The 14,442-nt window shown below is 48.9% G+C and carries 16 protein-coding genes; 15 read left to right on the top strand and 1 reads right to left on the bottom strand.

Annotation, left to right across the window (positions count from 1 at the left end):
* Position 1: 1 nt before the first annotated feature.
* Genes D0Y50_RS15475 through D0Y50_RS15450 form a run of 7 tightly spaced genes read left to right on the top strand, consistent with a single transcriptional unit; the run spans position 2 to position 5,562 of the window.
* Positions 2-811 (top strand): beta-ketoacyl synthase chain length factor, encoded by an 810-nt coding sequence (locus D0Y50_RS15475; protein WP_108567358.1) that lies wholly within the window; start codon positions 2-4, stop codon positions 809-811.
* Between the two features lie 3 nt (positions 812-814).
* On the top strand, positions 815-2,386 hold the full coding sequence (locus D0Y50_RS15470) for an NAD(P)/FAD-dependent oxidoreductase (RefSeq protein WP_117317819.1): 1,572 nt from the start codon (positions 815-817) through the stop codon (positions 2,384-2,386).
* Positions 2,383-2,976: a COG4648 family protein gene (locus D0Y50_RS19590; RefSeq protein ID WP_170145529.1), complete on the top strand. Its 594-nt coding sequence runs from the start codon at positions 2,383-2,385 to the stop codon at positions 2,974-2,976. The genes D0Y50_RS15470 and D0Y50_RS19590 overlap by 4 nt, the downstream gene beginning before the upstream one ends.
* The gene (locus tag D0Y50_RS15465; protein WP_170145528.1) at positions 2,963-3,352 is read left to right on the top strand and encodes an ApeI family dehydratase; all 390 of its coding nucleotides are present in this window, start codon (positions 2,963-2,965) and stop codon (positions 3,350-3,352) included. Before D0Y50_RS19590 ends, D0Y50_RS15465 begins: the two co-directional genes overlap by 14 nt.
* Positions 3,349-4,092: a glycosyltransferase family 2 protein gene (locus D0Y50_RS15460; protein ID WP_108567361.1), complete on the top strand. Its 744-nt coding sequence runs from the start codon at positions 3,349-3,351 to the stop codon at positions 4,090-4,092. The genes D0Y50_RS15465 and D0Y50_RS15460 overlap by 4 nt, the downstream gene beginning before the upstream one ends.
* A gap of 1 nt (position 4,093) precedes the next feature.
* Positions 4,094-5,089: an LpxL/LpxP family acyltransferase gene (locus D0Y50_RS15455; RefSeq protein ID WP_108567362.1), complete on the top strand. Its 996-nt coding sequence runs from the start codon at positions 4,094-4,096 to the stop codon at positions 5,087-5,089.
* A complete protein-coding gene (locus D0Y50_RS15450; protein WP_108567363.1) occupies positions 5,089-5,562 on the top strand; it encodes an ApeP family dehydratase in 474 nt (157 codons plus the stop codon). The genes D0Y50_RS15455 and D0Y50_RS15450 overlap by 1 nt, the downstream gene beginning before the upstream one ends.
* 321 nt (positions 5,563-5,883) lie before the next feature.
* Here the strand turns inward: D0Y50_RS15450 and D0Y50_RS15445 are convergent, their stop codons facing one another.
* Entirely contained in the window at positions 5,884-7,254 is a 1,371-nt protein-coding gene (locus D0Y50_RS15445; protein ID WP_117317817.1) for an AMP-binding protein, read from the bottom strand.
* A gap of 257 nt (positions 7,255-7,511) precedes the next feature.
* Here D0Y50_RS15445 and D0Y50_RS15440 point away from each other — a divergent pair, with 257 nt between their 5' ends.
* The 8 genes from D0Y50_RS15440 (at position 7,512) to D0Y50_RS19585 (ending at position 14,159) form a co-directional block, all read left to right on the top strand.
* Positions 7,512-8,450 carry a chorismate transformation enzyme, FkbO/Hyg5 family gene (locus D0Y50_RS15440; RefSeq protein WP_147318256.1) on the top strand — a complete coding sequence of 313 codons (939 nt, stop codon included), beginning with the start codon at positions 7,512-7,514 and terminating at the stop codon, positions 8,448-8,450.
* Between the two features lie 139 nt (positions 8,451-8,589).
* Positions 8,590-9,303 (top strand): lysophospholipid acyltransferase family protein, encoded by a 714-nt coding sequence (locus D0Y50_RS15435; RefSeq protein ID WP_147318255.1) that lies wholly within the window; start codon positions 8,590-8,592, stop codon positions 9,301-9,303.
* Positions 9,300-9,566, top strand: a complete 267-nt coding sequence (locus D0Y50_RS15430; protein ID WP_147318254.1) for a hypothetical protein — start codon at positions 9,300-9,302, stop codon at positions 9,564-9,566. The genes D0Y50_RS15435 and D0Y50_RS15430 overlap by 4 nt, the downstream gene beginning before the upstream one ends.
* On the top strand, positions 9,557-9,976 hold the full coding sequence (locus D0Y50_RS15425) for an acyl-CoA thioesterase (RefSeq protein ID WP_108567368.1): 420 nt from the start codon (positions 9,557-9,559) through the stop codon (positions 9,974-9,976). Before D0Y50_RS15430 ends, D0Y50_RS15425 begins: the two co-directional genes overlap by 10 nt.
* Positions 9,961-10,674 carry a LolA family protein gene (locus D0Y50_RS15420; protein ID WP_147318253.1) on the top strand — a complete coding sequence of 238 codons (714 nt, stop codon included), beginning with the start codon at positions 9,961-9,963 and terminating at the stop codon, positions 10,672-10,674. Before D0Y50_RS15425 ends, D0Y50_RS15420 begins: the two co-directional genes overlap by 16 nt.
* Positions 10,675-10,677: 3 nt before the next feature.
* Positions 10,678-12,990, top strand: coding sequence for an MMPL family transporter (locus D0Y50_RS15415; protein WP_117317806.1), 2,313 nt, complete (start codon positions 10,678-10,680; stop codon positions 12,988-12,990).
* A 6-nt stretch (positions 12,991-12,996) separates the two neighbouring features.
* Complete coding sequence (gene fabG / locus D0Y50_RS15410) at positions 12,997-13,728, top strand: 3-oxoacyl-ACP reductase FabG (RefSeq protein ID WP_108567371.1); 732 nt, start codon at positions 12,997-12,999, stop codon at positions 13,726-13,728.
* A gap of 287 nt (positions 13,729-14,015) precedes the next feature.
* Complete coding sequence (locus tag D0Y50_RS19585) at positions 14,016-14,159, top strand: hypothetical protein (protein ID WP_170145527.1); 144 nt, start codon at positions 14,016-14,018, stop codon at positions 14,157-14,159.
* Positions 14,160-14,442: the final 283 nt, after the last annotated feature.

The raw sequence follows: 14,442 nt of genomic DNA, 5'->3' as shown, positions 1-14,442 counted from the left end.
TATGCAGGCAAAAGAACTGAAATGTAAAATTGTAGGCGTGGGCGCCTGGGGCAGTTATTTTGAAAACTGGCAGGGTTTGCAAGCATTATTAAATGGTGCAGCGCTTCCTGAAACTAAGTTGAAAGGTCCGAAGCCCGGCATTATCCCCGCCAATGAACGACGCCGGGCACCGCTGCCGGTAAGATTAGCCGTTGAAAGTTCGTGGCAGGCCACAAAAGAGGCGGGTGTCGAGCCTAATACGCTGACCTGCGTCTTTGTTTCCGGGCTTGGTGATACTGATCTGACAGACTATATGTGTAAAACACTGGCCTCAGAACATAAAGAATTATCGCCCACCAAATTCCACAATTCTGTGCATAACGCGCCGGCCGGATACTGGACGATTAGTACGGGTACCATGTGTGCAGCCAATTCTGTGGCAGGGTATGAAGCATCAGTTTCCCTGACGCTACTTGAAGCGATGATTCAGTGTGAAACGGAACACTCCCCCATGTTGCTGACTTTTTATGATGCACCCGTGGCAGACATATTAACGCCGGTCTTAGCGAACCAGGAAACTTTCGCGTTTTCGCTGGTGGTGTTTCCACACGACGCTAATGTTCAGGGGCAATTGGTGACTGCTCGTGTTAAACAGGATGAACAGGCAACCTGGCCCGCATTACGCAGCAACAGTGATTATATTGGGCAGTTGTATGCAAAAAATCCGGCGGCAAAAGTATTATGTCTGGCTGAGCTTCTAAAACATCCAGAAGGTCAGATAGTAATGCCTTTAAGCAGTGGCACCGCGTTAACTATTTCCTGCGAAGAATAAGCGATGAGTCAGTTGAATACGGACATTATTATCGCCGGCGGTGGCCTGGCTGGCATGAGCCTGGCATTGCAACTGCTTAACCGCGATGCATCCTACGCTATCACTATTATTGAAAAAAACACCTTCCCAGTAGACGACACCACTGCAAAGGTGGGTGAATCGACCGTGGAAATCGGGGCGCATTATTTTTCCCATGTGTTGGGTTTGCAGGCGCATTTTAAAGAAAAGCATCTACGCAAATATGGCTTAAGGCTGTTCTTTGGTCATGGCCAAGATGACTACAGTGAGTATGACGAGCTGGGTGTAAGTGAACTGTTTGGCATTCCTGCTTATCAGATTGAACGAGGCTCGCTGGAGAATCATCTTTACACCCTGTTGAAAGAACAAGGGGTGGTATTTCTTGATGGTACTGTACCTGACGATATTCAACTTGGCGATAAAAACCATACGCTAACGTGTCACCGTAACGGCGATACTATCACCGTTCACGGCCGGTGGTTGGTAGATGCAGCAGGGCGACAAGCGCTACTTAGAAACAAACTGAACCTGCAAACAGAAACCGGTCATCACGGCAACGCGGTTTTCTTTCGCATCAATAAGCGTGTGATTATTGATGAATGGTCTGCGAACCCGCACTGGCAGAATCGGGTATGTGAGCCGGGTAAGCGCTGGTTAAGTACCAATCATTTAATGGGCCCTGGTTATTGGGTATGGATCATTCCGCTGGCGTCCGGTGCCACCAGCTTTGGTATCGTGATGGACGATAAAGCGCTGGCAGATAGTGGTATTTCCTCGTTTGAAGATACCATGGACTGGCTGAAAAAAGAGCATCCGCGGTGCGCCGCCGCCATCGAAGGCGCAGACCTGCTGGACTTTAAAGTGATGAAAGGCTACTCCTATGGCTGCAAACAAATGTTTTCAGCCGATGGCTGGGCGATGACCGGCGAAGCCGGGGCTTTCACCGATCCCTTCTATTCGCCGGGCAGCGACTTTATAGCCCTGAACAACACCTTTGTGACGAATCTGATTGAGCGTGACCGACAAGGTCAGGATATTCGCTTTGAAGCGGCGCTGTTCCATAAGTTTTACGATTCGTTCTTCGAAAATACCTTGTCGATTTATAAAGATCAGTACGGCGGCTTCGGCGACCGTAAAATGATGTCCATCAAGCTGGTATGGGATTACACCTACTACTGGGGCGTGTTTGCCTTACTGTTTTTCACCGATACCACCGACGACCTTAAAACCATGCGTAAGATGTTGCCGGGGTTGCTGGAAGCTCAGAAACTAAATAAAGAGATGCAGACATTGCTAAGGGAACGTGCAAAACAGCGTTTGGTATTGCCAGCCCAAGGTAACTTTATGGATCAATTTCAGGTTCCGTGTCTGAAGGCATTAAATGAACTACTGAAAAATCCCAAGGTCGATGTTAATCAGGCCCTGGAGACGAACATTATCCTGATGCGAAAACTCAAAGGGTATTTTGAGAACATGTTAAGCGATGATGCCACCACCGAGATTGATGACGAAGAGCGGCAGATCCTTGGCAATTACCGATTAAGTGTGTTGGCATGACGATCCCACCAAAAACGCGGGGCGTAAAAGACCTGGTGCCGCTTTTGGCTATTCTGGCATCCGTGGCCTACCCATTTGTGGTCTGGCTGAACATTGATACGATAAACCCTCGGTGGTTCGGTGTGGCCCTGCTATGTATTGCCATTATTCGCGTGGTCTTTATGGGCAGTATGCGCCGCGTCAGTGATTGGTTGCTAACCGCGATAGTAGTGTTATTTTGTGCTGCAATTATCCTGCTGGATAGTACCATCCTGCTCAAATGTTACCCGGTGATGATGAGTGCCAGCATGGGGCTGCTATTCCTTGCTTCACTAAACGATAAACAAAGTTTAATCGAACGTTTTGCCAGCGTCGGCGGCAAGCAACTGCCACCTGAAGCCTCTGGCTACCTTCGTCGGCTTAGCCTGACCTGGGGCACTCTGTTACTACTTAATGCCCTGGTGGCCGCATGGACAGCATGGTACGGTAGCCTGGCAATGTGGACGCTTTACAATGGTTTACTGTTTTATGTGTTTATTGCAGTATTTATCATCGCTGAACTGGTCTACCGCCAATATTACAAGAAGAAGCATAACATTGTTGAAGACTGATATAGATGCATTAAAAGCACTGTTCAACGCGCAGGAAGGACCGACAATTACGAAGGTCAGTAGCGATGCCAATTCTGCGCAGGTAACCCTGATAGTAGATGAGCGCCTGACGTGGTTTGACGGCCATTTCCCGGACCATAAAGTGTTACCTGGCGTGGTACAAATTGATTGGGCGGGGAAACTGGCCAAAGCGTTATTCGTGCAGGCGGGGCGTTTTCATCAATTAACCAACATCAAATTTAAATCCATGGTGATGCCCGGTACGGCGATGCAACTTGCGTTGCACTACAACGCCGTGAAGCAAAGTGTCACATTCAATTTTTCCAACCAAACTGAGTCTTTTTCTACAGGCAGTTTTAAGTTTAGCGCATTATGAAATACTGCATTATTATTCCCCATTATAAACATCACGTGTTATTTGAAAAGTTTCTGCCTGCACTGGCCTCACTGAACTTACCCTGTATTGTGGTAGACGACGGTAGTGGCGAAGAAAGCGTGGCAAAAGTCGCCGAATTGCTCGCTCCCTATGCCGATTTTCACCTGGTAAAGCATCAGACCAACCGTGGTAAAGGGGCGTCGGTGATCACCGGTTGTTATCACGCCAGCGCTATGGGGTTTAGCCATGTGCTGCAACTGGACGCTGACGGTCAACACGATATTAACGACGCCCAGAAACTGCTGGAATACAGCCGCTCGCATCCTGAAACGTTTATTTCTGGCAAACCCTACTTTGATGAAACGGCCCCTCTTGCCAGAAAATACGGGCGCAGAATTTCCGATTTCTGGATGGCGATAGAAACACTTTCGCTGAAAATCAAAGACGGCCTTTGTGGGTTTCGGGTTTATCCTATCAAGCAAATTGAGCATGTGTTTGATAACTATTATCTTGGTCCACGCATGGATTTTGATCCCGAACTGTTAGTGAAGGCGGTGTGGGCCGGGATTGATGTGCACTTTATTCCTACCAAGGTGGTTTATCACGAAGATACGGTGTCGCATTTTCATTACCTGAAAGACAACCTGATGCTCATCCGGCTGAATATTCGGCTGTTGTGTGGCATGCTGGTGCGCTTACCGAAGTTGCTTTTCACCCGCCTTAAAGCATTGCTGCGCTAACATGCCGGTAGCACATTCACCAACGGAACAGCACTGGTCGCAAATCCGCGAAGGTGGCACACTGGCGGCAATGCGTCTGGTGTTTCTGATTTATCGGATAGGCGGGCGGCGGGTGTTTTCCCTCATCATGTACCCGGTAGCTTTGTACTTCGTGTTGTGCCGCTCAGCGCAGCGTAAAGCCTCGTTGCAGTTCCTGCTGGCGCACTACCGGTGCCGCCCTGAATGGTGGCAGAGCAAACCGGGCTACCGCCATGTGTTATTGCATTTCAAAAGCTTTGCGGAAGTCATTCTGGATAAAATGCTGGGTTGGCTGGATGAGCTTTCCACTGACGATTTCGTGCTGACCTCGCCAGAACAAATTGACGCTTTACACGAGGATCCCCGCGGACAGCTTATTATCGGCTCCCATTTTGGGAACCTCGAATTTTGTCGTGGGTTTATGCACCGCTACCGTAGCCAGGTAATCAATATTCTGGTGTATGATAAGCATGCCGGTAACTTTGTAAAAATGATGCAGAAAGAAAATGATGCTTCACGGCTGAATGTATTTCAGGTGGATGAATTTGATGTTACCACCATCATGCAGTTGAAAGACAAAGTTGATGCTGGAGAATGGGTTTTCATTGCTGGCGATCGGGTACCGTTAAGCGGCTTGGAACGTACCGTTGAAGTGCAGTTTTTGGGCGAGCAGGCGCCGTTACCTATTGGCCCTTATATGCTGGCGAAGGCGCTGGAATGCCCGGTTAAGCTGATGTTCGCCTATCGCAGCGAAGCGGTTGATAATAAGGTGCTATTTGATGTTTCGCCGTTATGTGACAAGCTGCAAATTAACCGCAAAACTCGCCAACAGGATTTGCAAAGTTATGCGCAGCAATTTTCTACGAAGCTAGAAGAACACTGCTTGAATGCACCGTACCAGTGGTTTAATTTTTATGACTTCTGGCAGCCCGGTACGAGTGTCGCTACGCCCGCGGGCAATCAACAGGAAGCAAAGTAATGTCCCACGATAACCGCTTTGACCCCCGGCTGTTTGATTTAATCCCGCACCGCCCGCCGATGTTACTTATCAATAACCTGTTAGAGGTCAACGAAACATCCTCTTCTGCCAGGGTTATTGTTGATGAACACGCGCCTTTTTTTGAAGCCGGCAAAGGTGTTCCGGCATGGATAGGGCTTGAATATATGGGGCAAACGGCTGCACTGATCGCCGGACACCAGCGTCAGTTAGGCAAAGTCGGGCCCCATCTGGGTTTTTTACTTGGCACCCGGGGATTTAAAACCAGCCACGACTATTTTGCTCCCGGCTCTTATAATGTTTATTGCGCCGAAACTGCGTTGGTCGGCGATGAGTTGGCCACCTTCAATTGCTCAATTAGGACAACCCCCCAAGACGGCGGTGAGATAGACTGCCTGGCCACGGCAAGCCTCTCGGTTTTGCGCCGACCGGTAGCACCTAAAACGGCTATTTAGACTGCCCCTCCCGCCGGGTTTATGGCGGCTACCGCCAGCAGAGTATGTGCCCCAATGATCACTGAAACCTGCCAGGCTTGGCATTCCAGCTATTTGTACCGGCAATATGGGGGAGGCATAAGGGGGGATAGAAATACGGCGCGCTATTAAAGGTTGTTACCCAGCGGCTGACTTGACCCGGTCTTTTGGTAACTCATACGAAGGTACCGCCAAAAAGCGCGAGCGAAACCACGCCAAAGGTTTTCGTCCATACGAAAAAAGCCGCCGCGCATGGTTCAAAGAAAGTGCTTCGAAGAAGACAGGCACCCTGGACACATGCACTTAGCGAGGTTTCTTTTTCAGCGATGCATGCAGCGCGTCGATGTTTTTTCTCAATAACTTGCCATTGGGTTCCCGGGGCAGGGCCTCTACTACATAAACAGGCCGGGGTACAAAAGCACTGTCTAGTTTTGCCTGTAAAAAACGCATCAGCGCGGTTTTTTCAACCCCCGGCTTTAACGCTACAATGGCTACCAGACGGGTGACCCGGTCGCCAGAGGCGGGATGAATAACAATGCCATCTTCAAGCCCTTTGAAGGTGAGCAGAGTTTGATTGATATCAAACAACGAGCCCCGTTTACCGGCTATTTTCACCAGGTCGGTTGCTCTGCCGCAAAGGACAAACCGATTATGTTCATGGAACTTAATAAAATCTTGTAAAGCGATAGTTTCGGGCAGGTGTTCAGCACTGGCAAGGGTGCTATCGCCTTGTTGTGCAAAGTGTATCCCGGCAAACTTCAACCAGGCTTTTTCCTGCGCTGTTCTTCTTACCGCCATAGATCCTACCTCGCTGCACCCATATACCTCGCGCAAGGGCGCATTGAATTTTTGCTCTACTTCCTGGGCCAGTTCGACAGTGAGGGGCGAGGTGGCACAAAGCACAGAATGGGCGGCCAGTGCGCCTGACATATCAGCGCATAACGCACGTAAATGAACCGGGGTCGATACTAACTGTTTGGGCGCGGGCAGGGCGCTAAAAATATCGAGTATATCCTGCGGGAAAAGAGGTTTTGCATCACTCATACACACTTTACTGAACAGTGGTAGTAACGCTGAGGTTTCCAGCCCCCACATATGTTGCGCCGGCATGGTGGCCAGTTGATAAAGGGTCGTATTACAGTCTGGAATCATAAAGGTATAGTTTATCAAACTGCTACGATGCAGGGTGCGCCAATACTTGTGATTGGGTTTGGATTTCCCGGTCGACCCGGAGGTAAAACTAATGCACGCCAGAAAACCATCTTCAATTGCGGGTACAGGCTCATCGCCGGCTTCGGCGCTATCAGGTTTGACCGACATGAGATTAAACGCGGGAAGCTGGGTACTGATATCTTTGCCATCATGAAGGATAAAGCAACCGTCATACTCTTGGTTAAGCTGCTCTTGCGTGGCTATATTGGGGTTGGGCGGTAACAAGGTGGTCATGCGTTGTACGATAGCGGCACAAAACCCTACCAGAAACAGATAACGGTTCTCACATAGGTTAATGGCATGCTTAGCGGGGGGCAAGGCCGTAGCCACCCGCTTTACGTGCTTGATGAACTGTCTGGCTGACACGGGGCCAGCGGGCAGCCCAAGCTGCTCAACCGGTTGGGTCAGGAAGGCAAGGGGATCTTCAGGTTCGCGTGTAATTAGAGGGTATGTATTAGGCATCAACGTTGTCGTTTATTGGTATTGGTGAATGTTAACCGGCTTGGATAACCGGCAGGGCCATTCGCTTTATTTTCAATTTTCGCTAGTTTAAACTACCGCCAGTTCAAAAACTAATTTTGCGCCTCAGAATGGCTCCCTGAAAAAACAGTGTGCTGCATTACCCGGCAGCTAAGTGCTGATAGTGGTCAGTGCTATTATTTATTCCACCTGTTTTCAGCCTCATTCTTTTCTAAACTTGCATCACATCCAGTTGGCTTATGTTAAAACAGCATTTTTGTTCCACTTCTGCCACAGAGCTATTGTCCCGACAAAATACATTGGCAGTTATGCCATTAAACGTGCAATGCGAAGCGTTTGGTCACGGCTTAATTGCCACAGGGCTTGAAGAAGCCAGTGCTAACTCTATCAACGAGGTCTGGACGGTAAACGGGAAAGTTAGCCGGGGGCAGTCAAATCATTGCTATTGGTCTAAAACCCCGGATATCATTTGTGTGGCGCGCTGGCTAAGCAAAGATGAATGCGAAAATATTGAACAGCATACCCAGATTGCCTATGAAGCAATGTTAACGGTGCTTGATGAGCACGGTTTTGCGCATCCTTTTCGCTTCTGGAATTACCTGCCATCGATTAATACGGGTGACGGTGATGACGAAGTTTATAAAAAGTTTTGCACCGGCCGTTTGCATGCGTTTGAAAAAAAACGCATTGCGCCAGAGGCGTTTCCAGCTGCCTCGGCCCTGGGCCATCATACCGATGGGGCCGTGTTCTATGTTTTCGCCAGTTTGGTTAAGCCCCGGCACTTTAATAATCACCACCAGATAAACGCTTACGAATACCCCCGCCAGTATGGTATTACCAGTCCTTCGTTTGCCCGCGCTACCGCGTTGCATCTGGGTACAGCGTCATTTCTTTTTATATCCGGTACAGCTAGTATCAAAGGTCATCAAACTATTGCAGAAGGGAATATAGAAAAGCAGCTTAATGTGACCATGGATAATATTAATCACCTACTGGCAACCGCTAACCCTGACCAGTGCGAACTGGTCGCAATTAAAGTGTATATTCGTTTTGCCAATGATATTGCTTATATTCGCAACTGGCTTGATACGCACTACCCTCAGGTTGAAGCGGTTTATACACTGGCTGATATCTGTCGCAAAGATTTGTTGGTAGAGATTGAAGGTTTCTGTGCCTGACGCCGTGAACCCGAAACAGCACCACGGAGGCAAGCGGCCACGCCGTTTGCTGTATAAAACCTGGCAAGTTTTTTGTGCGGGGGTAAGTTATGCGTTTTTCGGGATAGTTGCCCTGCTCATTGGCGCTGTTTTTCGATTAATGAGTCCGATATCTGCCATTTCACCGGCTAAAAAACAACGTTTAATTCGCTGGTGTATTCATAAAGGCTGCCTGACTTTTATCCGTACTTTGCGTTTTTTCGGGTTAATTCGGTATCATTTTGATATTGCGTCGCTACGGGCTGTCCACCCTGGACATATTGTAACGGCGAATCACCCATCATTGATTGATGTGGTATTGCTGCTGGCGGTGAACGAGCAGATTTGCTGTATTGTGAAAAACGCCATCTGGAACAACTTTTTCATTGGGCCGGTGGTTCGTCAGGCCGGCTTTATCCCTAATAATGCTGAGCATTTTTTACCGTTAGCAGAAGCCAGACTTAAGGCCGGCGAAAATATTCTTATTTTCCCAGAAGGGACCCGCACAAAAGCAGATAACATTGTAAGATTCAAACGGGGAGCCGCGAATATCGCCGTCGCTATTGGTGCGCCGATAATGCCCGTGATAATCCAGTGCGTTCCCCGGGGGTTAAAAAAAGGCGACAAATGGTATGATATCCCTGCAGGTGGCCTCAATTTCACGTTACGTTCAAGCGCAAGGCTGGTGGTGGAGGACTGTATTGATATTATGTTACCCCGGCCCCAGCAATATCGCCATCTTACCGTGTTTCTGGAAAACTATTACAAAAAGCAGCTGGAAGATTACACGTTGAGCTTATCAGAAGCTTTTGAGCAACCGCAAAGGACGACATGATGAACAGCCAACACAAGCGCTTTTTTCACCACGCTATAGAGGCTGCGGTGAGGCTGTTTCGTATTAAGCCAGCCTGCAATGCGCCTGAAACTCAATGCTATGAAGCTTTGGCTATGCAGCCGATGGAAGCGTTAGCGCTGTCGGCAGGTCTCCTGATGCCCCGCACGCGGGAAAACACCAGCGTGCCGTTGATGCAAATACCAACTTCGCATAAGGCGACAAACCTGTTTGCTGAACTTTCCAGGGAAGCATCATGCCAATAAAAAAACATGCATTAAACCTCGAGATTCCTTTTTTTGATGTTGATGCATACCGCGTGGTATGGCACGGAAATTATCCTAAATACCTGGAAATGGCGCGTTGCGCGCTGCTAGCGGACATCGGTTGCCCGTATAGTGTGATGGAAAAAGAGGGGTACTTTTTTCCAATTGTAGATATCCAGGTGAAATACATTAAGCCGCTGTTGTTTGAACAGCAAGTGGTGGTGGAATCGTGGTTAGCGGAATGGCAAAACCGCCTGAAAATTAATTATATTATTAAAGACCGGCTAACCGGAGAAATATTTACTAAAGCAAAAACCACCCAGTTTGCGGTGGCAATGCCTGCGCAAATTACGCAATACGAATCTCCGGCTTTTCTGATGAAAGCGGTGAATGCATGGATAGAGAGATAATGAAAAAAACGTATTTTACCTGGCTGGGCCTGTTTTGTTTGCTGGCCGTTGCAGACGCTTCCCCGGTACTGGCTAAAGACAGTAAGAACACGGAAGAAACTCTGCTTTCCGCGATATTTCCATCGCGCTGTAACTTTTCAGGGCACTTTAGCCAACGCAAAGCGGTTGAAGGGGTCTCGGTCCCCTTAAACTCCACCGGTGACTTCTTTTATTCCTGTGATCTGGGGCTTGTGTGGCATACCAGCAAACCATTTAGCGAAGCCGTGTTATATGTGAACAGCACAAATAATTTTAAAGCCGAGGATGATGGTACGCTTACGCCGCTCACTGGGATAACCCGCTATATCATGTCCAACATTTTTGTACGCCTGTTAAATGGAGATACCGCGTACTTTGCTGAAGAGTTTTCTGTTACCGAAGCAACTGATAAAACTGTGCGGTTACACCCTGAAAGTGGGATGTTGCAAAAAGGTCTGGACGTCATTCATATCAGTAAAACCGAGGATGACTCGCAAACTACTGTCAGTATCAAGGTAACCGATGTCAAGGGGCAGGATACCCTGGTGTTGATTGACCACATTCAGCAGTATAGTTTTACGGGCAAGCGAAGTGCCTATGAGCAGTGTAATAACCTGTACGCTGACAAAACAAACTGGTGTCAGGTGCTACGCTCTCCTTCCCGTTTTGACGTTTTCTAACCTGTGAGCCTGTTTTTGTTTGCCCGGCTGGGCCTGATTTTGCTACTAATCGGCGGGACACTCTACGCTACGCTTTACCCGCAGGCGATTCAGATTGATACGAATATTAACGAACTCAACCCGGAAAAAAACAATGATGCGGGCCTGCAACATGCCCTAAATAGGCTGACTGCGGATGTCAGTCAACGCTTTATGATAGTGGTGCAAGGCGCAGATAAGCGCAATACCGAGCGGGCTGCCACCGCCCTGCAAACTGCGCTTAACTCATTACCGCATCTTACTGTTATTGATAGCGATCGCATTTTAGATGACTATTTGGCCGTCATTACCCCCTACCGTTTTAATGTTCTTTCTGAAAGTCAGCGTAGGGCACTGGAAACAAAAAGCGCGGCGCAACTGGCGAACGCCGCCCAGCGAAAGTTATATCAGTTGGGCGAGGGCGTCAGACTGATTCCTTTCGAAGCGGATCCACTGGGTTGGTTTTCAGACTATCTGCTTACTATGTCTGATGGAATGGATACACCCGCGACAAACAATCAAGCTGACAAAACCGTCACTTCGTCTGCGGTCTCAATTTCGGTAAAGTTCAAAGAATATCCCGCTGGGATGGCCGAACAGTTCCGGCTGTATGAACAAATTAATACCATAGAGCAGCGCGTTAGTCAGGAGTTTGATGTAACGGTGCTGCACTCGGGGATGTTCTTTTTCGCTGTTGACTCCGCCCAGTCTGCAAAGGCGGATATTCAACTGATTGCGATTGGTTCTATTACCGGGGTTCTGGTGTTGATGCTGTTAGTATTCCGCTCCCTGTTACCGTTGTTGTTATCCCTTGGTTCTATTGCCGCGGGGGTGGGTTTTGGAATTTTGGCCAGTGTATGGCTGTATGGCTCCGTCCACATACTCACCATCGTATTTGGTGCCAGTTTGATTGGCATTGTTGTTGATTATTCGTTGCATTACTTTTACCACTTCCTCGCCGATAAAAAGGTAGCAGAAACCGCTCAAAAGGGCCGCGACAACATCCTGTTTCGGGCTATGCTGCTAAGTATGATTACCTCGCTGGTGGGATATGGCGCATTGAGTTTGTCGGACCTTGCTATCCTGCAAAAAATTGCTTTGTTTTCCTGTTCAGGGTTATTCATGGCCTGGCTTAGCGTAATGCTATTCGGGCCGTGGGTAGTGCGTCGACCTATAGAAGCCAGACAAACCGTGCTCAAAAGCATGATTCATGGCTGTCAGCGTATGTTTGGCCGCAGCCCCCGTGGGTTAGGTGCAGTAGGGGTGGCGATAGCTGCGGTGTGCCTGGTTTATCTATTGGCTGGCAAGGTCGAAGTGAATGACGACCCAAGAGGGTTTTTTCATGTATCGCCAGCGTTGTTGCAGCAAGAAAAGGCGGTGGCAGCGCTTACCCAGGTATATGAACCCGGGCGGTATTTACTTATTCGTGGTCAGCAACCGCAGCAGATATTTGATGCATTAGACCAACTGTATGCTTTGCCCGGCGTGGACAGGGAAATGATTACCAGTACAGCACAGTGGGTGCCCTCACCTCAGGTACAGGCACGTAACTATGCGTTACAGGCAAAATTATATGCCGATGGCGGGGCTCTGGATTTATTTTCCAGCGCGTTGGGTTTGCCCAAGACAACAGTAGCCACCGCAAAAGCCGCCTATGCCGACGCCGCGCAAAAGCCGCTTTATTTTGCCACAATGGCAGAACACGTGGCTGCTATCCCGCCCTTATGGAGTGCCCAGGACGAGGATATATACAGTTTCGGATTAATTCGCAAGAACAGCGATTTAACCGCGCTTGCCGCCGCTGCCGCCGCCATCCCAGGCGTAGAGTATGTAAATACACTGGGTAATGCGACACAGGCGCTTAAATCACAGCGGGAAACCGGTATTATCCTGTTACTGGTAGCCTATGCCTTGGTGGGGGTGCTGTTAAGCCTGTGGTATCGCCGCGCCGCGGCCGCCTTGCTGTTACTTATTCCCGCCTCTGCCAGTTTAATTGCTGTTGCATTAGTAGCGGTATTCGGCCAGGCGTTGACTATTTTTCATATCATGGCACTGTTTCTGGTGCTCGGGCTTGGTATGGATTACATCATATTTGCCCGGGAAATGGCGGCAAAACCAGACACTACCCATCAAGCAATACTGCTCTCAGCTATCACCAGCCTGCTTTCTTTCGGTTTACTTGCATTCAGTTCGATGCCGGTAGTTCAGGCTTTTGGAAGTATCATTCTGATTGGGAACACTATTAATTTTATCGCGGCGGTAACCCTGATTGGTGGTGGGCCGAAACACAAGGAATAAGATTTTATGTCTGATCAAAAGCGTGTCCTCGTGACAGGAGCAAGTGGTGGCATCGGTAAAGCTACCGCCTACAAAATGGCAGCACAGGGCTTTGCTGTCGCAGTACATTATCGCAGTGGCAACGAGGCTGCGCATAAAATAGTAGCGGATATTCAGGGGCAGGGCGGCAGCGCGATAGCACTGCAATTCGATGTGGCAGACAGGGAGGGGACCCGCGCGGCCATTGAGGCCGATATTGAGCAAAACGGCGCTTATTACGGGGTAATTTGTAACGCCGGCGTAACGCGCGACAATGCGTTTCCGGCCATGACTGGCGAACAGTGGGATGGCGTTGTCCATACTAATCTCGACGGTTTTTACAATGTATTACATCCGGTCATTATGCCCATGATTCGATTGCGCCAGGGGGGCCGTATCGTCACGTTGTCGTCTGTTTCAGGACTAATGGGCAACCGTGGGCAAACTAATTACAGTGCTTCTAAAGCAGGAATCATTGGCGCGACCAAGTCTCTGGCTATTGAGCTAGGTAAACGAAAAATAACCGTTAACTGTGTAGCGCCGGGGGTTATCGAAACCGGCATGATTGAAGGTGCGGTAGCAGATGAAGCGAAAAAAATGATCCCCCTTGGCACCTTTGGTGCGGTGGAAGATGTGGCCAATACCATAGGCTTTCTGGTGTCCCCAGAGGCGCGTTATATTACCCGCCAGGTGATTAGCGTTAACGGTGGCATGTACTAACAATTACTAAGTGTGGCCGGAATGTACGTCCTGCCTGAAATCCTCTATAGCAAAGCGGCGAGTGCTGATGTAGTCAGCCGTTTAAAAAAGCAAATGCTGGCCGTCTTACCGGTCTTAAACAAGCCGCAAAGGAAATGACCTCGAAAGCGCTGCGTAGTCGGGTGTTGCGCGATATCTCCGCCGCAATGCTATTAACCCACTATGCCACAGCGCAGAAAAATCAGGTTGATACATTTGCTTAGCTAACTAATGCCATAGATGGTTACACAATCGCGCGTTAGCAAAATGTGTTGACGGAAATTGAACAAAAGAGCGACATCACAAAACAACGCCGCTACGCAGAAACGAATTTAGCCAGATTATCTGACCATGCCACCCAGCAGTATCGAAAAGGGATATTTGATGAACTCGTACCTGACTATGCCTTTTAAACTATGCCTTTTAGACTATGCCTTTTAAACTATGTAGTGGGCGGGCGGTAAACTACTCGTTTTAAGCCAGGGTAAATGCGTTTTTTTAGCCCGGGCGCCTGACTACTGACCCCTAATATCGTTTGCAGGCTCTGCACTTAACCCATTAACACTTCTCCACGAAATATCGCCCTCTGATCTGGATTTTTTTATTCTTACTAGAAGGGGGCGGGTGTCTACGCACCGGCATTATGGGTTATCTCTGCCGCCCGTGTGCACAACGGCGGGAGTATTTATGCCATCA

This window comes from Salinimonas sediminis (assembly GCF_003429285.1).
In the GTDB taxonomy this organism is placed as follows: domain Bacteria; phylum Pseudomonadota; class Gammaproteobacteria; order Enterobacterales; family Alteromonadaceae; genus Alteromonas; species Alteromonas indica.
Note: the sequence above shows the minus strand (reverse complement) of the source record. Positions and strands in the feature narration are given on the sequence as shown.

Excerpts from the sequence above, each read along its gene's own strand:
- D0Y50_RS15470 (WP_117317819.1), top strand. The coding sequence starts at position 815 with ATGAGTCAGTTGAATACGGACATTATTATCGCCGGCGGTGGCCTGGCT.
- D0Y50_RS15435 (WP_147318255.1), top strand. The coding sequence starts at position 8,590 with ATGAGTCCGATATCTGCCATTTCACCGGCTAAAAAACAACGTTTAATT.
- D0Y50_RS15475 (WP_108567358.1), top strand. The coding sequence starts at position 2 with ATGCAGGCAAAAGAACTGAAATGTAAAATTGTAGGCGTGGGCGCCTGG.
- D0Y50_RS15455 (WP_108567362.1), top strand. The coding sequence starts at position 4,094 with ATGCCGGTAGCACATTCACCAACGGAACAGCACTGGTCGCAAATCCGC.
- fabG (WP_108567371.1), top strand. The coding sequence starts at position 12,997 with ATGTCTGATCAAAAGCGTGTCCTCGTGACAGGAGCAAGTGGTGGCATC.
- D0Y50_RS15450 (WP_108567363.1), top strand. The coding sequence starts at position 5,089 with ATGTCCCACGATAACCGCTTTGACCCCCGGCTGTTTGATTTAATCCCG.
- D0Y50_RS15445 (WP_117317817.1), bottom strand. The coding sequence starts at position 7,254 with ATGCCTAATACATACCCTCTAATTACACGCGAACCTGAAGATCCCCTT.
- D0Y50_RS15430 (WP_147318254.1), top strand. The coding sequence starts at position 9,300 with ATGATGAACAGCCAACACAAGCGCTTTTTTCACCACGCTATAGAGGCT.
- D0Y50_RS19590 (WP_170145529.1), top strand. The coding sequence starts at position 2,383 with ATGACGATCCCACCAAAAACGCGGGGCGTAAAAGACCTGGTGCCGCTT.
- D0Y50_RS15460 (WP_108567361.1), top strand. The coding sequence starts at position 3,349 with ATGAAATACTGCATTATTATTCCCCATTATAAACATCACGTGTTATTT.
- D0Y50_RS15440 (WP_147318256.1), top strand. The coding sequence starts at position 7,512 with ATGTTAAAACAGCATTTTTGTTCCACTTCTGCCACAGAGCTATTGTCC.
- D0Y50_RS15420 (WP_147318253.1), top strand. The coding sequence starts at position 9,961 with ATGGATAGAGAGATAATGAAAAAAACGTATTTTACCTGGCTGGGCCTG.
- D0Y50_RS15425 (WP_108567368.1), top strand. The coding sequence starts at position 9,557 with ATGCCAATAAAAAAACATGCATTAAACCTCGAGATTCCTTTTTTTGAT.